At 73.3% G+C, this 19793-nt stretch carries 22 protein-coding genes; 12 read left to right on the top strand and 10 right to left on the bottom strand.

The annotated features are described in order from the left end of the window. Positions 1–4 precede the first annotated feature (4 nt). Both IH61_RS0115875 and IH61_RS0115880 read left to right on the top strand, forming a co-directional pair. On the top strand, positions 5–607 hold the full coding sequence (locus IH61_RS0115875) for a TetR/AcrR family transcriptional regulator (RefSeq protein ID WP_031070079.1): 603 nt from the start codon (positions 5–7) through the stop codon (positions 605–607). Then, positions 604–2172 carry a glycerol-3-phosphate dehydrogenase/oxidase gene (locus IH61_RS0115880; protein WP_031070080.1) on the top strand — a complete coding sequence of 523 codons (1569 nt, stop codon included), beginning with the start codon at positions 604–606 and terminating at the stop codon, positions 2170–2172. The genes IH61_RS0115875 and IH61_RS0115880 overlap by 4 nt, the downstream gene beginning before the upstream one ends. A 112-nt stretch (positions 2173–2284) precedes the next feature. Here the strand turns inward: IH61_RS0115880 and IH61_RS0115885 are convergent, their stop codons facing one another. The 3 genes from IH61_RS0115885 to IH61_RS0115895 all read right to left on the bottom strand — a co-directional run bounded on the left by IH61_RS0115885 (position 2285) and on the right by IH61_RS0115895 (position 3181). Next, positions 2285–2629 (bottom strand): VOC family protein, encoded by a 345-nt coding sequence (locus IH61_RS0115885; protein WP_031070082.1) that lies wholly within the window; start codon positions 2627–2629, stop codon positions 2285–2287. Between the two features lies 1 nt (position 2630). Beyond that, positions 2631–2810, bottom strand: a complete 180-nt coding sequence (locus IH61_RS0115890; protein WP_031070085.1) for a CopG family transcriptional regulator — start codon at positions 2808–2810, stop codon at positions 2631–2633. 74 nt (positions 2811–2884) lie between these two features. Beyond that, a complete protein-coding gene (locus IH61_RS0115895; RefSeq protein WP_031070088.1) occupies positions 2885–3181 on the bottom strand; it encodes a hypothetical protein in 297 nt (98 codons plus the stop codon). A 219-nt stretch (positions 3182–3400) separates the two neighbouring features. Between IH61_RS0115895 and IH61_RS0115900 the strand changes: the two genes are divergently transcribed. The 4 genes from IH61_RS0115900 (at position 3401) to IH61_RS0115915 (ending at position 8050) form a co-directional block, all read left to right on the top strand. Further along, positions 3401–3976 carry a TerD family protein gene (locus tag IH61_RS0115900; protein WP_031070089.1) on the top strand — a complete coding sequence of 192 codons (576 nt, stop codon included), beginning with the start codon at positions 3401–3403 and terminating at the stop codon, positions 3974–3976. Positions 3977–4187: 211 nt separating this feature from the next. Next, positions 4188–6224, top strand: coding sequence for an FAD-dependent oxidoreductase (locus tag IH61_RS0115905; RefSeq protein WP_031070091.1), 2037 nt, complete (start codon positions 4188–4190; stop codon positions 6222–6224). Positions 6225–6360: 136 nt separating this feature from the next. Beyond that, on the top strand, positions 6361–7128 hold the full coding sequence (locus IH61_RS0115910) for a hypothetical protein (protein WP_031070093.1): 768 nt from the start codon (positions 6361–6363) through the stop codon (positions 7126–7128). Between the two features lie 88 nt (positions 7129–7216). Beyond that, positions 7217–8050 carry an arylamine N-acetyltransferase family protein gene (locus tag IH61_RS0115915; protein WP_051837157.1) on the top strand — a complete coding sequence of 278 codons (834 nt, stop codon included), beginning with the start codon at positions 7217–7219 and terminating at the stop codon, positions 8048–8050. An 81-nt stretch (positions 8051–8131) separates the two neighbouring features. Here IH61_RS0115915 and IH61_RS0115920 read toward each other — a convergent pair whose 3' ends face one another. Next, positions 8132–8812: a DUF6882 domain-containing protein gene (locus tag IH61_RS0115920; RefSeq protein ID WP_031070097.1), complete on the bottom strand. Its 681-nt coding sequence runs from the start codon at positions 8810–8812 to the stop codon at positions 8132–8134. Positions 8813–8851: 39 nt separating this feature from the next. On the opposite strand from IH61_RS0115920, the gene IH61_RS44555 reads away from it, so the two are divergent. Beyond that, the gene (locus IH61_RS44555) at positions 8852–10399 is read left to right on the top strand and encodes a GNAT family N-acetyltransferase (protein WP_078911134.1); all 1548 of its coding nucleotides are present in this window, start codon (positions 8852–8854) and stop codon (positions 10397–10399) included. On the opposite strand, the gene IH61_RS0115935 is transcribed toward IH61_RS44555, so the two are convergent. Then, positions 10400–10936, bottom strand: a complete 537-nt coding sequence (locus tag IH61_RS0115935) for a hypothetical protein (protein WP_031070098.1) — start codon at positions 10934–10936, stop codon at positions 10400–10402. It abuts the gene before it with no gap. A gap of 214 nt (positions 10937–11150) precedes the next feature. Here IH61_RS0115935 and IH61_RS0115940 point away from each other — a divergent pair, with 214 nt between their 5' ends. Both IH61_RS0115940 and IH61_RS0115945 read left to right on the top strand, forming a co-directional pair. Then, the gene (locus IH61_RS0115940; RefSeq protein ID WP_107057149.1) at positions 11151–11396 is read left to right on the top strand and encodes a hypothetical protein; all 246 of its coding nucleotides are present in this window, start codon (positions 11151–11153) and stop codon (positions 11394–11396) included. Positions 11397–11579: 183 nt separating this feature from the next. Further along, a complete protein-coding gene (locus IH61_RS0115945) occupies positions 11580–12020 on the top strand; it encodes a hypothetical protein (protein ID WP_051837160.1) in 441 nt (146 codons plus the stop codon). 79 nt (positions 12021–12099) lie between these two features. Here the strand turns inward: IH61_RS0115945 and IH61_RS0115950 are convergent, their stop codons facing one another. Together IH61_RS0115950 and IH61_RS0115955 are read right to left on the bottom strand one after the other, a co-directional pair. Further along, a complete protein-coding gene (locus IH61_RS0115950) occupies positions 12100–12828 on the bottom strand; it encodes a hypothetical protein (RefSeq protein ID WP_031070104.1) in 729 nt (242 codons plus the stop codon). 104 nt (positions 12829–12932) lie between these two features. Beyond that, complete coding sequence (locus IH61_RS0115955) at positions 12933–13328, bottom strand: YybH family protein (protein WP_031070106.1); 396 nt, start codon at positions 13326–13328, stop codon at positions 12933–12935. A 24-nt stretch (positions 13329–13352) separates the two neighbouring features. Between IH61_RS0115955 and IH61_RS0115960 the strand changes: the two genes are divergently transcribed. After that, entirely contained in the window at positions 13353–13727 is a 375-nt protein-coding gene (locus IH61_RS0115960; RefSeq protein WP_031070108.1) for a winged helix-turn-helix transcriptional regulator, read from the top strand. On the opposite strand, the gene IH61_RS0115965 is transcribed toward IH61_RS0115960, so the two are convergent. Next, positions 13720–14712, bottom strand: coding sequence for a S66 peptidase family protein (locus tag IH61_RS0115965; protein ID WP_031070110.1), 993 nt, complete (start codon positions 14710–14712; stop codon positions 13720–13722). The two genes, IH61_RS0115960 and IH61_RS0115965, sit on opposite strands and share 8 nt — an antisense overlap. Positions 14713–15003: 291 nt before the next feature. Here IH61_RS0115965 and IH61_RS46970 point away from each other — a divergent pair, with 291 nt between their 5' ends. Further along, positions 15004–15156, top strand: a complete 153-nt coding sequence (locus IH61_RS46970; RefSeq protein WP_158845025.1) for a hypothetical protein — start codon at positions 15004–15006, stop codon at positions 15154–15156. A gap of 56 nt (positions 15157–15212) precedes the next feature. Here IH61_RS46970 and IH61_RS0115975 read toward each other — a convergent pair whose 3' ends face one another. Further along, positions 15213–16091: an NAD(P)-dependent oxidoreductase gene (locus IH61_RS0115975; protein WP_031070111.1), complete on the bottom strand. Its 879-nt coding sequence runs from the start codon at positions 16089–16091 to the stop codon at positions 15213–15215. A gap of 98 nt (positions 16092–16189) precedes the next feature. Here IH61_RS0115975 and IH61_RS0115980 point away from each other — a divergent pair, with 98 nt between their 5' ends. Further along, the gene (locus IH61_RS0115980) at positions 16190–16567 is read left to right on the top strand and encodes a winged helix-turn-helix transcriptional regulator (protein WP_031070113.1); all 378 of its coding nucleotides are present in this window, start codon (positions 16190–16192) and stop codon (positions 16565–16567) included. Between the two features lie 2 nt (positions 16568–16569). Here IH61_RS0115980 and IH61_RS48520 read toward each other — a convergent pair whose 3' ends face one another. Further along, positions 16570–19689, bottom strand: a complete 3120-nt coding sequence (locus tag IH61_RS48520) for a putative bifunctional diguanylate cyclase/phosphodiesterase (protein ID WP_158845028.1) — start codon at positions 19687–19689, stop codon at positions 16570–16572. Between the last annotated feature and the right edge of the window lie 104 nt (positions 19690–19793).

The following is a 19793-nucleotide window of genomic DNA, read 5'->3' on the forward strand; positions in this document are numbered from 1 at the left end:
CATCATGTCAAGTAGTAACGACGATTTCGCGCCCGCTGCCGACTCCCGCAGCACCGACGACGCCATCCTGGACGCCGCCGCCGACCTGATCGTCCACCTCGGCGTGCGCCGCACCCAGCTGGCCGAGATCGCCCGCCGCGCCGGGGTCAGCCGCCCCACCGTCTACCGGCGCTGGCCGGACGTGCGGGCGGTCATCGGCGCCCTCCTCACCCGGGAGATCCTCGCCACCATCCAGGGCGGCGCCGCCCTCGCCTTCGCCGACCTCGACTCCTTCGTCGAGCGCATCGTCGACGTGGCCGTGCGCCTGCGCGACCACCCGGTGCTCGGCGCGCTGCTCCACTCCGAAGACTCCGACCTGCTGCTCGAGTACGTCGTCGAGCGGCTCGGCACCAGCCAGCGCGGCCTGCTCGAGGCCCTGCGCGCCGGCATCGAGCAGGGCCAGGCCCACGGCTCGGTCCGGCCCGGCGAGCCCGTCGAACTCGCCGCCATGGTGCTGCTGATAGCCCAGTCCACCGTCCAGTCCCACCGCATGGTCGCCTCCCTGCTCCCCGAGGCCGCCTGGCGCCGCGAACTGGCCAGAGCACTGAACGGATACCTCGCGCCGTGACCCCCAAGGGCAACCCCCACGCCGGAACCAGCCGACTCGACGCCCAGCGCCGCAGGACGGACCTCGACGACCTCGCCGCAGCGCCCCGCATCGACCTGCTGGTGATCGGCGGCGGCGTCACCGGCGCCGGGGTCGCCCTGGACGCCGCCTCACGCGGGCTGCGCACCGTCCTCGTCGAATCCCGCGACCTCGCCTTCGGGACGAGCCGCTGGAGCTCCAAGCTCGTCCACGGCGGACTGCGCTACCTCGCCACCGGACGGATCGGCGTGGCCCGCGAGAGCGCGATCGAACGCGGCGTGCTGATGACCCGCACCGCCCCGCACCTCACCCGCGCCATGCCCCAACTCGTGCCGCTGCTCCCGGACCTGCTGAACGCCGGACAGGTGGCCCTGATCCGCGCCGGCTTCCACGCCGGGGACGTGCTGCGCCGCAGCGCCGGCACCCCGGGCAGCCTCCTGCCGCGCGTGCGCCGCATCGACGCCGCCCGCACCCGCCGGCTCGTGCCCGGGGTGCGGACGGACGGGCTGCGCGGGGCGCTGGTCGCCCACGACGGCCAACTCGTCGACGACGTACGGCTGGTGGTCGCCCTCGCCCGTACCGCCGCGCAGTACGGGGCGACGGTGCTGACCAGGGTGCGGGCCGAGGAGGTCACCGGCACCTCGGCGCGACTGGTGGACACCCTCACCGGGGAGCGCCTGGACCTCCGGGCGAGCGCGGTGATCAACGCCACCGGCGTGTGGGCCGACCAGGTCGACGCCTCCATCAAGCTGCGCCCCAGCCGGGGCACCCACCTGCTGGTCGACGCCGCCGCCCTCGGCCACCCGACCGCCGCGCTCACCGTCCCGGTGCCCGGCTCCGTCAGCCGCTTCGTCTTCGCGCTGCCGCAGCAGCTCGGCCGCGTCGCCATCGGGCTCACCGACGAGGACGCGCCCGGCCCGGTCCCGGACGAGCCGCAGCCCAGCGACGACGAGGTGACCTTCCTCCTCGACACCGTCAACGCCGCCCTCGCCACCACCCTCACCCGCGCGGACCTGCGCGGCGCGTACGCGGGGCTGCGCCCGCTGATCGACACCGGCGGCGGCAGCACCGCCGACATCTCGCGCGAGCACGCGGTGCTGGAGTCCCCGAACGGCGTGATCACCGTCGTCGGCGGCAAGCTCACCACCTACCGGCGGATGGCCCAGGACGCCGTCGACACCGCCGTCCGCCTGCGGGGCCTGCCCGGGCGCGCCTGCTGGACGGCCCGCCTGCCGCTGATCGGCGCCCCGGGCCACCGGGACAGCCGCCCGGTGGAGGCTTCCGCCCTGCCCGCCTCGCTGCTCGCCCGGCACGGGGGGCTGGCCCACGAGGTGCTGGGCGCGGGGGAGTTGGAGTCGATCGCGGAGGGCCTGGACGTGACCCGCGCCGAGATCGTCTACGCCGTCACCCACGAGGGCGCCCTGGACGCCTCCGACGTCCTGGACCGTCGCACGCGCCTGGGCCTCGTCCGCGAGGACGCCGACCGGGCCCGCGCGGCCGTCGAGGAGATCGTCGGCGAGCTGGTGGAGGAGATCCGCCCGGCCTGAGGCGTGGCCCGATGTACGGCCTGAGACGCGGTTTGAGGCGTGGCCCGATGTACGGGCTGAGAGCAAAGGGGCCCGCCACCACGCGCGTGCGTGGTGCCGGGCCCCTGCGTCGTTACGGCTTGACGGGAGCCTGGAGGGCCCAGAGCCGCCCGTCGGGGTCGCGGACGGTCATCAGCCGGGTGCCGAAGTGGGTGTCCTCGAAGGGGGTCACCACCTCGAGGCCCTCGGCGGCCACGAACGCGTCGGCGTCCTCGACCGCGAGGACCAGCTGGACGGAGGTCTCGCGGTCGGCCGGGACCTCGGCGATGAAGACGCTCGGGCTGCCGCCGTTGCGCAGTTGGCCGGAGTTGTGGTCGGTCTCGAACTCCAGCTCGTAGCCCAGGCCCTGGAAGAACTTCGCGGCCTTGCCCCAGTTGTGGGTCTCCATGAACACGGCTTCGATGCCTCGGGTCGTCATGTCAGTCCTCCTCGATGGACGGGTGCTCGTTCTCCGGGCGCGGGTCATCGAGGTAGGCGCGCAGGGCCTCGGCGACGAGCGCCGACAGCGACAGCTCCGACTCGATGGCGCGGTACTTGACCTGCTTGATCAGCTCGATCGGCAGGTAGACGTTGAACTGCTTCACTTCCTCGTTTCCCACACCATGGATGCTAGCACGCTAGATTGCTAGCAACCTAGCGATGAGGTGCCACGGGGGGATGAGAGGAGTGGCGATCAGCGCGCGGTGCGCTCGGGCATCGGGTGGTGGGCGCCGGCGAGTTCGAGGGTGCAGGCGAGCGGGTGCTCGGACGCGCCGGTGCGCTCCAGGCGGATGGCGAGCGGGGTGGGCGGCTCCTCGGCGAGCTGGCCGGACAGGAGGAGCGGGTAGACGCCGTGGCCGTGTACGCGGTGGAAGGCGCACTCCTTGCCGTCCACCAGCAGCTCGGTCTCCGTGATCACGGTGCCGGAGCGGACGTTGACGGTGACGGAGTGCCCGTTCTCGTCGAGGTGGAAGCTGTACCGCCTGCGCATGGGGGCCTCCCGCCGGGCGCCGTGGGATTCACCGCCAGTCTAGGTCGGCCGCCCGGACCCGGCGCTCCGGAGGTGCGCTCCGGCCGACGCCGTCCGGGGGGTGGCGGTTCCCGGGGGTAGCCCGGAAAAATACCAGGGGGGAGCCCGCCCGCAGGCGGATTCTCGCGATCTCTACAGTGTTGTAGATTCGTCCGCAGGGAGAGATCCGAGGAGGGCATTGTGGGAGTTTCGCTGGCCAAGGGCGGCAACGTCTCGCTGAGCAAGGAGGCGCCGGGTCTGAGCGCCGTGATCGTGGGGCTCGGCTGGGACGTTCGCACCACCACCGGGGCCGACTACGACCTGGACGCCAGTGCGCTGCTGTGCAACGCGCTCGGCAAGGTGGTCTCGGACCAGCACTTCGTCTTCTTCAACAACCTGCGCAGCCCCGAGGGTTCGGTCGAGCACAGCGGCGACAACCTGACCGGTGGCGGCGACGGCGACGACGAGCAGATCAAGGTGGACCTCGCCCGGGTGCCGTCCGACGTGGCCAAGGTGGTGTTCCCGGTGTCGATCTACGACGCCGACGCGCGCCTGCAGAACTTCGGCCAGGTCCGCAACGCGTTCATCCGCATCGTGAACCAGGCCAACGGCCAGGAGCTCGCCCGCTACGACCTCACCGAGGACGCCTCCACCGAGACCGCGATGGTCTTCGGCGAGCTGTACCGCAACGGCGTCGAGTGGAAGTTCCGCGCCATTGGGCAGGGCTACGCCTCCGGTCTGCGCGGCATCGCGACGGACTACGGCGTGAACGTCTGAGACGAGTGACCGGGTTCCGACCCCGGTCCCCGCCCCGGCCCCGCAGCGAGTGCGGGCCGGGGCTTTGTCGTGCCTGCCGAGTTCGCGCCTCTCCGGCCTTTCAAGCCTTTCGGGCTTTTGGGCCTATGCAACTAGTTGCATAGGCCGGACGCCGTCCCCTACTCTTCGGTAACAACCACCCCCGGCAGCCGCACGCCCGCAGGAGACGTCGATGACCCCCGAGTCCGGCCCGTACCCCCACCTGCTCAGCCCGCTCGACCTCGGCTTCACGACCCTGCCCAACCGCGTGATCATGGGCTCCATGCACGTCGGCCTGGAGGAGGCCCCCGACGGCTACGAGCGCATGGCCGCCTTCTACGCCGAGCGCGCCGCCGGCGGCGTCGGCCTGATCGTCACCGGCGGCATCGCTCCCAACGAGGCCGGCCGCCCGTGGGACGGCGGCGCGAAGCTCACCACCGAGGAGGAGGCGGCCGAACACCGCGTCGTCACCGACGCCGTGCACGCCGCCGGCGGGAAGATCGCCCTGCAGATCCTCCACTTCGGCCGCTACGCCTACCACCCCGGCCTCGTCGCCCCCAGCGCCCTCCAGGCCCCGATCAGCCCGTTCGTCCCCAACGAGCTCACCGCCGAGCAGGTCGAGCAGACCGTCGAGGACTTCGCCCGCTGCGCCGAACTCGCCCGCCTCGCCGGGTACGACGGCGTCGAGATCATGGGCTCCGAGGGCTACCTGATCAACGAGTTCGTCGTCGCCGCGACCAACCGCCGCGAGGACGAGTGGGGCGGCCCGTACGAGCGGCGCATGCGCTTCCCCGTGGAGATCGTGCGGCGGGTGCGCGAGCGCGTCGGCGAGGACTTCATCATCGTCTACCGCCTCTCCATGCTCGACCTGGTGCCCGGCGGCTCCACCCTGGAGGAGGTGGTCCAGCTCGCCAGGGCCGTCGAGGCGGCCGGGGCGAGCATCATCAACTCCGGCATCGGCTGGCACGAGGCCCGTATCCCCACGATCGCCACCTCCGTGCCGCGCGGCGCCTTCGCCTGGGTCACCAAGCGGGTCATGGGCGAGGTCGGCATCCCGCTGGTCGCCACCAACCGCATCAACACCCCCGAGATCGCCGAGCAGTTGCTCGCGGACGGCTGCGCGGACCTGGTGTCCATGGCTCGCCCGCTGCTCGCCGACGCCGCCTTCGTCGCCAAGGCCCGGGAGGACCGCGCCGACGCCATCAACACCTGCATCGGCTGCAACCAGGCGTGCCTGGACCACACCTTCAGCCTCAAGATCACCTCCTGCCTGGTGAACCCGCGCGCCTGCCACGAGACCGAACTCGTGCTCTCGCCGACGAAGCTCCGCAAGCGCATCGGCGTGGTCGGCGCCGGCCCGGCCGGTCTCGCCTTCTCCGTCTCCGCCGCCGAACGCGGCCACGAGGTCACCCTCTTCGACGCCGCCGAGGTGATCGGCGGACAGCTCAACATCGCCCGACTCGTCCCCGGCAAGGAGGAGTTCGAGGAGACCCTGCGCTACTTCCGCACCCGGCTCGCCGAGTTGGGCGTCACCCAGCGCCTCGGCGCGCTCGTCGACGCCGAGCGGCTCGCGGCGGAGGGCTTCGACGAGATCGTCCTCGCCACCGGCGTCACCCCCCGAACTCCCGCCGACATCCCCGGAATCGACCACCCCAAGGTGCTCGGCTACCTCGACGTGCTGCGCGACGGCGCGCCCGTCGGCGAGAGCGTGGCGATCCTCGGAGCGGGCGGCATCGGCTTCGACGTCGCCGAGTACCTGACCGACTCCGGTGACGCGGCCAGCCTCAACCCGCCCGTGTTCCAGGCGAAGTGGGGCATCGACGCCGAGTACCGCGAGCGCGGCGGCCTGCGCGCCCCTTCACGCCCGACCCCTCCCCGTCGAGTCCACCTGCTGCAGCGCAAGAGCAGCAAGGTCGGTGCCGGGCTCGGCAAGACCACCGGCTGGATCCACCGCACCGAACTCAAGCACCGGGGCGTGGCGATGGTCGCCGGCGCGAGCTACGACCTGATCGACGACGCCGGGCTCCACTTCACCGTGGACGGCGAGCGTCAGCTCCTGCCCGTCGACACCGTGGTGCTGTGCACCGGCCAGGAGCCGCGCCGCGACCTGTACGAGGCGCTGCGCGAGCGCGGCGTGAGCGCCCACCTGATCGGCGGCGCGGACGTGGCGGCGGAACTGGACGCCAAGCGGGCCGTCAAGCAGGGCACGGAGCTGGCCGCGGCGCTCTGAGGCCCGGCGGTCGGCCGGTGCGGGGATCGCTCTGACCTGGGGCGATCCCCGCCCGGCGCGCCCGGCGCGGGCCCCGGTGGGACACTGGTGCTTCCGTCCCTGCCCGAATTCTCGACTCTCTCGACCGGGGGCCCCAATGTCGTCCCTTCCGAGGTCTCTCCACGCCCTCACCGCCGCCGCCCTGTGCGCGGCGGTCGCCCTGGGCCCGGCCCACCTCGCGGCCGCCGCGGCTCCGGCCGCCGCGGCTCCGGCCGCCGCCGCTCCGGCCGACGAACTCCCGACTGCCGACCAGCTCAAGGCGGCGCTGCTCAGCGCCAACGACCTGGGCCCGCAGTCCGGTTTCAGCGAGGCACCCCCGCAGAGCCCCAGCCCGGGCGAGAACCCCAGCCCCGTGAGCGGCTGCGACGCACTGTCCGCGCTCCTCAACTCCCATGCCGGGCAGCCGACTCCGGCCGTCCCCCACGCCGAGACCGAGCTCGACGGCCCCGGCGGCAGCCCGATGGTGACGGAGTCCCTCACCGCGGAGCCCCTGGACAAGGTGAACACCGACTTCGCCAAGGCCACGGACGCGTTCAAGACCTGCACGACGGTCACCTTCGACGCGGGCACCCCCGACGAGGTGACCCTCAAGGTCAGCCCCATCACCCTCGGCGACCGCCAGGACGCCCCCGCCGTCCGCCTCGACGGCACCATCGGCGGCGTACAGCTCAACGCCTACATCGGCATCGAGCGCTTCGGCACGGTCGGCATGGCCTTCGGCTTCTTCCAGCGCGACGAGTCCTCCTCCCAACTCGCCTCCTTCCAGTACCGCACGGCCGTCGCGAAGGCCGAACGCACCCTGGGCACGAAGGCGGGCTCCACCACCCCGCCGACGGCGACGCCCACCCCGGGCACGGCGGTCTGAGCCGAGCCGGTGTGAGCCGAGCCGGTCGGAGCCCGGGCCCTGTCCCGGGCCTAGGCTGATCGTCTGCCTTGGACAGCGGGGGGGAAGCATGATCGACGTCGACGGATATCTGGCCGTGCTCGGAGTGGACCGGCCGAAGGCCCCTGATGCCGAGGCGCTCTCGGCACTGCACCGGGCGCACGTGGAGCGGGTCCCGTACGAGAACCTCGACATCCACCTCGGCCGGCCCACCGGCATCGGCGCCGCCGAGTGCGTGGACCGGATCGTGCGCGGCCGCGGCGGCTACTGCTTCCACCTCAACGGCGCGTTCGCCGCGCTGCTGACCGCCCTCGGCTACGAGGTCACCCTCCACCGGGCGGGCGTGCAGGGCACCTTGGCGGACCCACCGAACGTGGGCGGTGAACACCTCGGGCTCACCGTCCGCCTCGACGGCGAGCGGTGGCTCGTCGACGTCGCCCTCGCCGGGGGCCTCTACGAGCCCGTCCCGCTGCGCGAAGGCCCGTACGTCCAGGCCCCGTTCACCGTCGCGCTTGCGCCGTCCGAGGTGGCGCCCGGCGGCTGGCGGTTCCTCCACGACGGGCGGGCCCCGTTCACGGCGATCGACTTCGCGCCGCAGCCGGTCGAGTTGGCCTCCTTCGCCGAGAAGCACGAGCACCTGTCGACGTCCCCCGAGTCCGGCTTCGTCCGCGTGCTCACCGCCCAACTCCGCGACGCCAAGGGCCTGTTCGTGCTCCGCAGCCGTCTGCTGCGCCGTATCGACGCGGCAGGCACGGAGGAGCGGATCATCGACTCGCCGGAGGAGTTCGAGGACGTCCTGGCGGAGGTGTTCCGGATCGACCTGACCGACATCGCCCCCGCCGGCCGCTCCGACCTGTGGCGCCGCGCCTGCGACCAGCACCGCACCTGGGAGGCCACCCGGTGAGGCGGCGGCCCCGGACCCCGGCCGGCCCGGACCCCGGACCCCGGCCCGGGTCGACGGGGCCCGGGGCCGCCGTGGGGCGGGTCAGGCGACGTTGATCGCGGCGATGCGGCCGAGGGCGTCGAAGGCGACCTCGGCGGTGCTGCCGCCCGGCAGGTGGGCGGTGATGCGGTCGGCGGCGGTGGTGGTCGGCACGCGGTGGTGGGCGAAGTAGCCGGTGACCACGGCGTGCGGGGAACGGCCGAACAGGCCCGCGCCGGTGACGAGGTGGCGGGGCATCGTGAGCGGGTTCAACGGGGCGTGGGGGATCTGCGGGTCGTCGGGGGTGAAGTAGACCCGGGTGCCGGGGCCGGCCGGCTGGCCGATGTAGCCCGCCGCGCCGAGCACGCCCATGCCCACGAAGGCGAGCGATTCGGCGGCCCGGTGGGGATCGGCGAAGCCCGACAGGTCCACGCCCTCCTCCCGCAGCTCGGGCACGTCGTGGAGGCGCCCGAACTCGGCGATCCGCGCGCCGGCCGCGACCACCGCGCTGCCCCGCAGCCCAGGGTTCGCCCAGCCCCAGAGCCAGGACCGCCCGGCCTGGTCGTAGCTGCCCAGCAGGCCGACCCGCACGACGCGGCCGGAGGACTCGTAGCGGCACTGGTTCAGATCGACCGTCCAGGGGCCGCCGGGCAGGACCTGCTGGAGGGCTTCGAGCTGCTCGGCGCCCCAGGCGGCGTGGTGCTCGGCGGTACGGAGGAACGCATCGGTAAACGTCGACGTCATGGGGATCACCCTAATGAGATCATCGGCTCCGTGACTTCGATGTGGCAGGGCAGGCAGCTCACCTTCGAACGCGTCGACGAGGACCGCATCGGCGAGGTGCTGGAGGTGCTCGACGAGGCGGCGGGCTGGCTGGGGGCCCAGGGCATCAGGCAGTGGCCGGCACGGTTCGAACGGGCGTGGGTCGAGGATTCCGTCGCCCGCGGGGAGACCTGGCTGGTTCTCGTCGACGAGAAGCCGGCCGCGACGGTGACCGTGGACTGGGCCGACCCGCACTGGGCCGACCTCGGCGGCACGGCCGCGTACGTGCACAAGCTGGCGGTGCGGCGCTGGGCGTCGGGGCTCGGGGGCGTCGTCCTCGACTGGGCGCTCGCCGCGGCGAGCAGCCGGGGGGTGGAGTTCCTACGGCTGGACTGCGTGAGGTCCAACGCGCGGCTGCGCTCCTACTACGAGTCCCGCGGGTTCGTGTACCGCGGTGACGTCCAGTGGATCGATCCCTCGGGCAAGCAGCCGGACGACGGCCCCGGCTACTGGCAGAGCCGCTACGAGATGCGAGTGGACGGGCAGGGTCGGAAGACCGTGCACGCGCGAACCTCCCGGGCCGTCCCGAGCAACGTCCTCGGCCTGGCACCCGAGTTCACCGACCCGCTGTGGCGCACGGCCGTCCGGCTGAACCCCGTGGAAGCCGAACTGCTGCGCACCGAACCGCTGCGGCGCCTGCACTTCGTGGCGCACGGCGGGGCGTCGACGCTCACCACCCTGCAGTCGTACTCCCGGCTGGAGCACACGCTCGGGGTGCTCGCGCTCGTCGCGCACTTCCGGCCCCGGGACGAACTCCTGCGGGTGGCAGCCCTGTTGCACGACATCGGGCACCTGCCGCTGAGCCACACCTTCGAGGGGCTCGGCGGCCTCGACCACCACGCGATCGGCCTGGAGCTGCTGCGCACCGAGCCGATCAGCGGCGTGCTGGCGCGGCACGGGATCGGCGTCGAGGAGGTCGTGGCCGCGCTGGAGGGGCTCGTCGGCCGTCCCGGCCTGATGAACCTCGACCACCTGGACTCCTATGCCCGCAGCGGCCGTTCGGCCGGGCGGCTCGACGCCGACCCGGCCGCGCTGCTGGCGGGGCTGCGGCTGGAGGACGGAGTGGTGTCGGCCGACCGTGAGGGTGCGGCGGTGCTGGTGCGGGCCGTGTGCGCGGAGGCGCGGCTGCACACCTCCTGGGACAACGTGGGCCCGGTGTCGGTGGTACGGCGGCTGGCGGGCCGGCTGCTCGACGCCCCGGACGGCGCGGCGGCGGCCGAGGTCGCGCGGATGACCGACCAGCAGCTGTGGTCGGCCTTCGAGGCGTACGAGGGCACGGCGGCGGAGAGCCGCCGGATCCGTTACGAGGCGCACCGGTTGAGGGTCGAGCCGGGGCGGCGGGACGGCCTCGGGTGGGACGGCCCCGGGTGGGACTTCTCGCTGCGCAAGATCTACAGCTCCGCACCGCTGGTGGAGGGACGCCTGGTTGAGGAGGCCGCCCCCGAACTCACCGCCGAGCTGGAGGGGTTGAGGCTGCTTCCGACGAACTTCCGGGTCTGGTGGGGATGATCAGCGCCGGGGACGGTGGCGGCGGTAGTAGGAGACGGTGACGGCGCCGAGCAGCGGGCCCCAGAGGACGAGCGGCATGTAGGCGACGCCGATGATGTGCAGCCAGACGCCCTCGTAGGCGGGGTGGTGCTCGGTGCTCCACCAGTCCAGGCCGTCGCCCCACAGCACGGTGAGCGCCAACGCCCCGAGCCCGGCGGGGACGACGGCGGCGAGCGGGCGGACACGGCGGCCGCCGATGAACGGGATCCAGCGCGGCACCACCTCGCCCCAGGGCCGCACCAGGCCGATCGTCAGCAGCGCGAGGGCCTCGGACACGACGCTGAGCGCGATCACGGCGACCGAGCCCACCCCGGGAATCCGGAAGGTGTGGCGCAGCACCTGCTCGCTGTACCCGACCGGCAAGCCGAACCCCATGGCGATCCGCCACAGCCCGGACGGGACGGTGCTGAGCGCGGCGGCATGCGCGGCCCACACCGCCCACCGGGGCGCGGGCGGAACGGTGTGCGGGTCGGTGTGCGGGTCGGTGGCGGTGATCATGCCTTCAGGCTCGCCGACCTGCGGCGGGGTCACGTCCTCCTGGAGGGCTGCCGCCCTCCCCCCGGCGGGGGAGGGGCCGTCCGGGTAGGTGCACGGCCCACTCGGGATCCGCGACGGCCTTCGCCAACTCTTCGGGCGTGACGCGCAGGTACGCGCCGTTCATGCTCATGGGCGGCAGAATACGGACGGGTTCCGACAACGGGGGAGTGGTGGAATGGCCCGCAGGGGAGTGGCGTTGGCGCTCGCCGTGGGGTCCGCGCTGGTGCCGGCGGGGTGCGGCGGTGGCGACGACGACGGCGCGAAGGCGGCGGCAGAGGTGAAGACGGAGGCCACGGCTCAGGTGCGGGTCGGGCACGAGGTGGCGCCGGGCCGTTACACCGGCAGCTTCTACCTCGACCGGGGCCACAGCCGGGTGTTCTTCTGCACCACCAACCCGAAGGAGCCCGCCCCCGCCGGCTGAGGCGTCCGGGTTGGCGCTCGGAAACCCGGCTGCCCGGTGATCATGGTGCGTGTACCCTCGCCCGATGATCGATCGCATCACCGAGGCTCGGTCCGCCGCCTCCGCCCGCGCAGCCCGCCGCCGTCCGCGGCTTCCCGGACGCCTACGCGGCCGAGCTGACCGCCAACTACGGGGGGCAGCGCGATGACGGAGGAGACCGGACCGGAGCCGCTGGGCGTGTGCCTCGTGGCCAACGTCGCCCAGGAGACCAGGCACGGCGTGGGCGGCCAGGAGATCCGCAGGGGGCTCCGGCACTTCGCGCCGGGGGCGAAGGTGTGGATCGCGCCGCCGGCCTGGGGCGACGGCGGTGAATGCGTCATCGTGGCCGGACGGCATCGGGGGAACAGCCGCCGTTACGTACGGATGGTCGTCGAGAGCCGGTTCCTGGTGAACTTCCGGGTCCGTGCCGTCTACAGCCCCGCCCTGGTGCGCGCCTTGACGGAGGCGGAGCCCGGGGAGGAGAAGGAGTTCGGCGCCCACTTCCTGTGGCCGCGGGAACAGGCGGAGAACTGGGCGCGGTCCGCGAACGCGGGGGAGCCGGAGGCCCGGACGGACCTTCCCCCGGCGGGGGAACTACTGCAGTAGTGCCACTACTTCCGTAGTTCCCGCGCGCTCCGCCGCACAGGAAGTCGGCCCGGCCGACTTCCTGTGCGGCAACCAGGGACTACGAGCACTCCCAGAAGAAGCGGCCCTCGAGGTGGTCGGGGCTGACGAAACCGAAGCCGTACCCGCCGCCGAAGTTGAGGACGTACGGGCCTCCGTCGTCGGATGCGTCGCTGATCTTGAAGAGGAACTGCCAGGGGGAGCCGACGCGCGCGTAGCTGTTGGGGTAGCAGGCGGTGCCGCCGAGGTAGTCGTGAAGATCCTCACCGCCGGGTTGCTCGACGTCGGGACCCTCGCCGCGCAGGCTCCGCTCCCATGCCGCCTGCTCGTCGATCGAACGGTCGATCTCGGGCGACACCGGCTGGAGGTCGAGGTGCCACTCGACCGGGACCTCCGACTCGTCGGACCCCCAGCGCCAGAGCGTCCGCCCCTGCGTGCCGGGCGGTCCGATGACGGCGAAGGAGGGGACGCGGCCGCCGGGCTGCACGAGAAGGACGGCGTCGCCGCGCTCCGGATCGAGGCCGCCCATGATGAGGTCCTCCTCGTCGAGGAAGAGGTAGGCCAGCCGGAGCTCGTCCCCGGGGACCGGGAACTGCCCGACGAACACCAGCGGACGCCCGGTGGACGGGTCCACCGGCCAGGCGGGCTCGCTCAGCCACACGGGCTGCCCGCCCAGCTTGGCCACCGGCTCACGGATCGGCTGCTCGGCCGCACGGAGGCTCATCTGCCGGCGCGGCAGGAAGGCCGCGTCGTACGGCCCCTGCGCTCGCCCGGTGGGACGCGTGATCATGACCGGACACCTTAGAACACACCCCCGACCGTCCCCACCCCCGGCCCCGACGGCCGCCGCCGCGCGCAGGAAGTCGGTCCGGCCGACTTCCTGCGCGCAGCGGGTCAGGCCGTGCCGAAGGGGTTGTCGATCGCGTAGCGCCAGTGGCCGTCGGGGCTGCGGCGGGCGATGTCGGTGGCGGTGCCGGTGAGGTGGATGTCGGTGCCGTCGGGGGTGGTGCCCTTGATGGTCCAGTCGACGATCAGGAGGGCGAGGTCGCCCGTGACGTAGGTGTGCCGGGGGTGGACGGTGATGGGTACGCCCAGGGACTGGAACTCGGCGCTGGCGCGCGCGAGGTCGGGGCCGGTGGCGGTGCGCCCGGGGGCGGGGACGAAGAGGGCGCCGGGCTCGTAGACCTGGGCGAGGGCGTCCGGGGCGCCGCTGTTGAAGGCGGCGGCGAAGACGGCCGGGTGTTGTGCCGGGTCGGTGGTCAGGGGGAGGGTGGTGGGGTGGTGAGTCATGTGAGCAGTGAAGTCGGGCCCCGCGTGGGTCACCAAACGGAAACCGGCAGGCCCTGGGACGAGGAACTGGTCCCCGACGAGCGCGGCCGCACGGGGAACCCGGAGCAGGGCTGCCCGGTGGAGGTGGCCCTCGCGGCGATCGCCGGCCGCTGGACCACCCTGGTGCTGCGGGAACTGATGCACGGCCCGGCGTCCTACGGGGAGTTGAGGGAACGGCTGCCGAGGATCAGCCCGAAGGTGCTCGCCGAGCGCCTGCGGGCCCTGGAGGATCGGGAGTTGGTGGTGCGCGAGCGCGTGCGGGGCTTCCCCGTGCGGACCTCGTACGGGCTGACGCCCCGCGGTGAGGCGCTGCGCCCGCTGCTGGTGGAGCTGTACCGGACGGGATCGGCGCTCAGCTGACCGCCGGTTCGAGCAGCGCCAGCCTCCGCCGCTCCGCGTCGAGTTCGGCGCGGATGCCGACGGGCACGGGGAGGTTCGGCCCGGCGTGCCCGAAGTCCACGTTGCCCAGGACCGGGATGTCACGCCCGCCGAGGACGTCGAGGACGATCTCGCGCAGGGTCGGGGACGCGCCGGGCTCGAGCCCGGTGATCTCGCGCGGAACGCCCACGACCATGCCGGCGATCCGGTCGAGGATGCCGCAGTGCCGCAGCACCTGGAGGTAGCTCCACACGTGCGAGGCGTGTCCGCCCATCTCCTCCCAGAACAGCACCGCGCCGTCGAACCGTTCGAGCGGCAGGGCGAAGGGCGTCGCCTGCGCCAGCACGATGCGGTTGATCACCGCGCCGATCAGCGGCCCCTCGACGCGCCCGACGCGCCCGGGGCGCCAGCACTCCCACGCCGGCCCGGTGGGCAGCGCGCCGATCGGCTCGGTGCTGGTCAGCAACCTGGCGTACAGCGCGGAGAGTTCGGCGCGGCGCGCCTCGGGCACGGACTGCCAGTTCCCGCCGAAGCCGGGCACGGCCATGTCCGCGTGGAAGCCGACCAGGCCCGTGCGGGCGTGGAGCACCAGGTGGAGGAGGGAGATGTCGCTGTAGCCGAGGATCGGCTTGGGGTCGGCCCGGACGGCCTCGACGTCGATCAGGTCCAGGTAGCCGAAGGCGGTCTGGCCGCCGTCGCTGGCGACGATCGCACGCACCTCGGGGTCGCGGAGCAGGCCGTTGAGCTCGGCGGCGATCTCGGCCGGGGCGGCGGCGCTCCACCAGTGCCGGCGCCCGGCCTCGAGCAGCGGAGCCCGGCGGACGCGGAATCCCATGCCCTGGAGAACGCCCACCGTCCGCTCGACGTTGGGCTCGTACGCGGCGGGCAGCGGCCCGGAGAGCGAGGCGATGACGACGAGGTCGCCGGGCTTCAGGGCGCGGGGGCGCAGTGGCGCGGGGCTCGTCATGGGGGACAGTGTCGCGGGTGTCGCCCTGGAGGTCACGCGGGTTTATACGGGTTCACAGCAGGGCGGTCGTGACGATCGATCGCCGCGGTCGCCCTCGGCTTCGTCCGCTTCGTCGACCGCTACGACGAGGCCGGGGCCTACCTCTCCGCACCCCGGCCACCGGCACGACGCCACGCACGTCTCCTGGACGTCCATGATCCCGCACTCGCTCCTGATCGGGCTCGGGTCGGTGGTGATCACCTACGGCCTGCTCGGGCCGCGCAGGCAGTTGGGTCCCTCATCGGCTCGGCCGTGCTGGCCGACCTGCAGTGGTCCTTCCCGGTGACCCTGGCGCTCGCCGTCGCGGCCTGGCTCCTCGTGGCGGGCGTCTCGATCTCGCTCGTCCCCGAGCTGGCACGAGGCAACCAGCCGTCGGGCCCGGCCCCGGCCCCGCAGAGCGCGTGAGCCACCCCGGCCCGCCCCGGCCCGCCCCGGCCCGCCGCGCTCCGCGCGCCCCGCCGTCAGCGGCGCAGCAGGTCGACGAGCCCGGTGAGGTCCTCCTCGGCGCTGCCCTGCTGGAGCCGCTGCTCCATCAACCGGAAGAAGGGCGCGAGGAGTTCGGCGCTGACGCCCTGCTCCTCCGCGGTGCCCAGCAGGGTGGCCCTGCCCGCGACCTGCATGCCCAGGTTGGAGACCACGTCCGTCGTGTAGTCGCCGCTCTCCAGGCGCTGCGCGGTGGTGGTGACGGCGCCGGCCATCGCGCCGAGCCAGGCGGTCAGCAGCGGGGCGAGGTCGGTCGGCGCGACGGACTCGCCGCGCACGAGGGCGTACGCGTGGGTGAGGCCCGCGAACATCCCGTACATCGCGCTGAGCAACGCCACGTCGTGCAGGGCCGCGTGCCCGGCGTCCGCGCCGACGTAGCGGGCGTCGGCCGGGGCGGCGAGGGTGGTGCGGTGCTCGTCGAAGAGGGGCTGGGAGCCGCTGTAGAACACGTACGGCCCGGCGGCCGGGACGCCGATCATCGGGGGGACGGCCATGATGCCGCCGTCCAGGTAACGGGCGCCGCGCTGCTCGGCCCAGGCGGCGCGGGCGCGGGCCTGGGCGGGGGTGCTGGTGACGAGGTTGACGACGTCCTTGCCGCGCAGGTCGACCTCGGCGAGGGTCTTCTCCACGGAGGTGTCGTCGAGGAGGCAGACGACGACCAGGCGGTTGGCCGCCACCGCCTCGGCGGCGCTCACGGCGACCACCGCGCCCTCGGAGGCCAGGGATTCGGCGCGGGAGGCGGTGCGGTTCCAGACGGTCAGCGGGTGGCCGGCGGCGAGCCAGGCGCGGCCGAGGGCGGCGCCCATCGCGCCGAGGCCGAGGAGGGTCAGGGGGGTCTTGGAAGTGTTGGTCGGCATGTCGTCCAGCCTCGGGGCGGGCCCGTTGATGATCAAGTACGCACTTCGAGGTGGGTGGTTACCCTGAGGTGAGTGACAAGGTCGGAAGGGGTGGGGCGATGGCGACCGTGCCGAGGCCCGGTGGGCACGTCTGCGGGATCGACGCCGCGATGGAGGTCATCGGCGGCAAGTGGAAGGTGCTGGTCATCTGGGCGCTGTCCGAGCGGCCCCGGTGCCGCTTCGGCGAGCTGCGGCGGATGGTGCCGGGCATCACGGAGAAGGTCCTCACGGCGCACCTGCGGGAGTTGGAGACGGACGGGATCGTGCACCGCAGGGCGTACGACGAGGTGCCGCCGCGCGTCGAGTACACGCTGACGGAGACGGGGCTGCGCCTCAACGAGGCGCTCGAACCCCTGGGCGCGTGGGGGCAGCGTCACGTCATCGACGCGGCGCCGCCCCTTCCGGTACCCGCCGGTACGGGCGCCGCGGACGGGTGACGTCACCCGGTACGGGCGAGCGCACGGGCCTGGGGGGAGGTGAGGGGGTGCGCGAAGAGGTAGCCCTGGCCGAGGGGGCAGCCCATGGCGGCGAGGCGGTCGCGTTGGGCGGGGTGTTCGATGCCCTCGGCGATGACCTGGACGCCGAGGGTCTCGGCGATGCGGGTGATGCCTTCGACGAGGGCGTCCTGTTGGGCGGAGTGGCCGAGCCCGTCGACGAAGGACTTGTCGATCTTGAGCAGGGAGATCGGGAACTCGCGCAGGTAGGAGAGGGACGAGTAGCCGGTGCCGAAGTCGTCGACGGCCAGGGCGACGCCCAGCCCGGTCAGGGTCGCCATGTCGGCTTGGACGCGGTCGTCGTGGCGCATCAGCACGGATTCGGTGAGCTCGAGGACGAGTGAGGTCGCCGGGAGGCCGGAGGTGTCGAGGGCGTGGCGGACGACGTCGACGAAGCCGGGGTCGCGGAACTGGCGGGCGGAGACGTTGACGCGCAGGGGCGTCGTGCGCGCCGGGGAGGCGGCCTGCCAGGCGGCGGCCTCCTGGGCGGCTCGTTCGAGGACCCAGGCGCCGAGGGGGACGATCTGGCCGCTCTCCTCGGCGAGGGAGATGAACTCGTCGGGCAGCACCATGCCGCGCCGGTCGTGCGGCCAGCGGACCAGGGCCTCGAAGCCGACCAGCTCGCCCGAGCGCAGGTCGACGATCGGCTGGTAGTACAGCTGGAAGGCGGATTCGGCGATCGCCTCGTCCAGGTTCTCGTTCAGCTCGTGCCGCTCCACCAGCCCCGCCTGGAGGGCCGGGCGGTAGTGGCGCCACTGGCGGCGGCCGGCGGCCTTCGCGGCGTAGAGGGCCAGGTCGGCGTGGGTGAGCAGCTCCGCCGCGTCCACGCTGTCCTCCGTCGTGGCGACCCCGATGCTCGCCCCCACCCGTACGGCGCCCGCGCGCAGCCTGAACGGTTCGGCGAAGGCGGCGAGGACCACGTCGGCGATGGCGTCCACGTCGGCGGGCGTGTAGGCGTCCTCGACCAGGACGGCGAACTCGTCGCCGCCGAGGCGGGCGGCCGTGTCCGAGCTGCGCAGCGCCGTGGAGATCCGCAGCGAGACGGCCACCAGCAGCTCGTCGCCGACGGCGTGGCCCTGGGTGTCGTTGACCATCTTGAAGTCGTCGAGGTCGATGAACAGCACCCCGGTGACGGCCCCGCTGCGCTCGCCCCGGGAGAGCGCGTGGCCGACGCGGTCGGCGAACAGGACGCGGTTGGCCAGGCCCGTCAGGGAGTCGTGGAAGGCCCGGTGGGTCAGTTCGCGCTCCATCTGGCGCTGCTCGGTGACGTCACGCAGGGTGAGGACCAGGCCCTCGACGGTCGGGTCGGCGCGCAGGTCGGTGTAGCGGACCTCGGCCTCGATGGGCGTCCGGTCCTCCCGGAGCAGGCGCCAGTGCTCGCGCGGCTGCTCGCGGCTCTGCTCACGTCCGGGGGACGGCTCCGTGGGCCCGCGCATCCGGGCCAGCGCCTTGCCCACCGCCCGGCTGTCCTCCGGCGGGACGAGGTCGCTGAACGGCCGCCCGTCCAGCGCCGGGTACCCGAGGACGCGCTCGGCCGAGGAGGAGGCGTAGCGCACGCCGTCGTCCTCGTCGAGGATCAGGATGACGTCCCCCGCGTTCTGCACCAGCGTGCGGAAGTACAGCTCGCTGTTACGGCGCGTGACCTCCTGGCTCAGGACCACCCGCTCGACGGCCAGCGCGGCCTGCGCGGCGAGGATCTCCAGGGAGCCCCAGAGGCCGGTCAGCTCCAGTTCGGTGCCGGTGACGATCAGCGCGCCGATCAGCGGGTCCCCGGAGGGGCGCTCGGCGAGGGTGAGCGGGCACAGCAGGGCGGCGGGCATGCCGTCGAGGCGGTTGGCGAGGTCGCTGCCGATCTCCTCGACGGGCAGGAGGACGGTCTCGCGGTGGGCGGCGAGGGCGAGGACCTCGTCGTCGGTGGCCGCCGGGGAGTGGCGGGCGGCGCCGCGTTCGGCGTGCCGGACGTGCAGGACGCCGCCCTCCGAGACGGCCAGCAGGGCGACGTGCCCGGCCTCGGCGGGCATCAGCGTGGAGGCGGCCTCCTGCACGGCGTCCGCGACCTCCTCCACCGTGACGGCGGCCGTCAGCCGCGCGCCCGCCTCGCGCAGCGCCCGCTCCCGGGCCACCGCCTGGCGCCGGTCCACGGCCACGACCGCCAGCCGGGCCAGGACGAGCAGGTAGAGCACGGCGGAGAAGGCGCCGATCACGCCCGCGTTGCTGGTGTTCCCGGCCACGGACTCGATGATCAGGATGGCGGGGGCGATGAGCGAGGCGAGGGTGAGCAGCGCGAAGCGGGCCGGGCCGGGGTCGGGCTGCTGGGTCGGCACCGGTCTGGTCACCTCGACCATCGACGGGTGCAGCGCCGCCGCGCCCCAGGCCGTGTAGTACGCCGCCCAGCCCAGCTCGACCGGCGTGCCGATGCGCCAGGTGCCGTGCAGCTGGATCAGCCCGTACAGGACGTCCGAGACGAGCAGGCCGACGGAGCCCAGGACGAGCAGGTGCAGCGAGCGGGACTTGCCGCCGTGCGGGGTGAGCAGGCGCAGGATGAGGGCGAGGACGACGACGTCGCCCAGGGGGTAGGCGATGGAGACGGCCTTCTGCAGCCAGGAGAGGTCCGGGTTCCGGGCGTAGGGGAGGATCAGGTAGATCCATGCGAGCAGGGCCAGCCCGATGGTGGGGATCAGTGCGTCCAGCAGGCCCGCGCGGTCCTGACGGGCCGTGCGCCAGCGCAGGAAGCCGAGCAGGCCGGCCGCGTACAGCACGTACTCGCCCAGGTAGAGGGCGTCGGCGGCGGAGGGGAACGGGTTGGGCCGGTGCAGGATGTCCAGTTGGACGGCCTGGACGACCTCGCCCGCGGTGAAGCTCAGGTTGGCGAGCGCGAGCAGGTACCAGTGGCGGGCGTGCGCGGGCCGGTTGAGCCGGACGCCGACCACGATCGCGGCGACGCCGCCGAGGCCGATGCCCGTCCACCAGATGATGCGCTGAGCCGGGTTGAGGTAGTAGACGCCGGTGAACAGCACCATCCAGAGCAGGTAACAGGTCATCAGGCGTTGGCGCCGACGGGTCAACGAGGCTACCTCCTCCGCGACTTCACCCGCCGCTCGGGCGGGGAGTTCGGGCGAGGGCGGGTCGGGCACAGGCATGTGAGAGGGGCGCCCGGGGGTTCTTCGGC

Source organism: Streptomyces sp. NRRL WC-3742, from assembly GCF_000720635.1.
GTDB lineage: Bacteria > Actinomycetota > Actinomycetes > Streptomycetales > Streptomycetaceae > Kitasatospora.

Excerpts from the sequence above, each read along its gene's own strand:
- IH61_RS0115875 (WP_031070079.1), top strand. The coding sequence starts at position 5 with ATGTCAAGTAGTAACGACGATTTCGCGCCCGCTGCCGACTCCCGCAGC.
- IH61_RS0115885 (WP_031070082.1), bottom strand. The coding sequence starts at position 2,629 with ATGACGACCCGAGGCATCGAAGCCGTGTTCATGGAGACCCACAACTGG.
- IH61_RS0115895 (WP_031070088.1), bottom strand. The coding sequence starts at position 3,181 with ATGCGCAGGCGGTACAGCTTCCACCTCGACGAGAACGGGCACTCCGTC.
- IH61_RS0115905 (WP_031070091.1), top strand. The coding sequence starts at position 4,188 with ATGACCCCCGAGTCCGGCCCGTACCCCCACCTGCTCAGCCCGCTCGAC.
- IH61_RS0115910 (WP_031070093.1), top strand. The coding sequence starts at position 6,361 with ATGTCGTCCCTTCCGAGGTCTCTCCACGCCCTCACCGCCGCCGCCCTG.
- IH61_RS0115915 (WP_051837157.1), top strand. The coding sequence starts at position 7,217 with ATGATCGACGTCGACGGATATCTGGCCGTGCTCGGAGTGGACCGGCCG.
- IH61_RS0115920 (WP_031070097.1), bottom strand. The coding sequence starts at position 8,812 with ATGACGTCGACGTTTACCGATGCGTTCCTCCGTACCGCCGAGCACCAC.
- IH61_RS44555 (WP_078911134.1), top strand. The coding sequence starts at position 8,852 with ATGTGGCAGGGCAGGCAGCTCACCTTCGAACGCGTCGACGAGGACCGC.
- IH61_RS0115935 (WP_031070098.1), bottom strand. The coding sequence starts at position 10,936 with ATGATCACCGCCACCGACCCGCACACCGACCCGCACACCGTTCCGCCC.
- IH61_RS0115940 (WP_107057149.1), top strand. The coding sequence starts at position 11,151 with ATGGCCCGCAGGGGAGTGGCGTTGGCGCTCGCCGTGGGGTCCGCGCTG.
- IH61_RS0115945 (WP_051837160.1), top strand. The coding sequence starts at position 11,580 with ATGACGGAGGAGACCGGACCGGAGCCGCTGGGCGTGTGCCTCGTGGCC.
- IH61_RS0115950 (WP_031070104.1), bottom strand. The coding sequence starts at position 12,828 with ATGATCACGCGTCCCACCGGGCGAGCGCAGGGGCCGTACGACGCGGCC.
- IH61_RS0115955 (WP_031070106.1), bottom strand. The coding sequence starts at position 13,328 with ATGACTCACCACCCCACCACCCTCCCCCTGACCACCGACCCGGCACAA.
- IH61_RS0115965 (WP_031070110.1), bottom strand. The coding sequence starts at position 14,712 with ATGACGAGCCCCGCGCCACTGCGCCCCCGCGCCCTGAAGCCCGGCGAC.
- IH61_RS0115975 (WP_031070111.1), bottom strand. The coding sequence starts at position 16,091 with ATGCCGACCAACACTTCCAAGACCCCCCTGACCCTCCTCGGCCTCGGC.
- IH61_RS0115980 (WP_031070113.1), top strand. The coding sequence starts at position 16,190 with ATGGCGACCGTGCCGAGGCCCGGTGGGCACGTCTGCGGGATCGACGCC.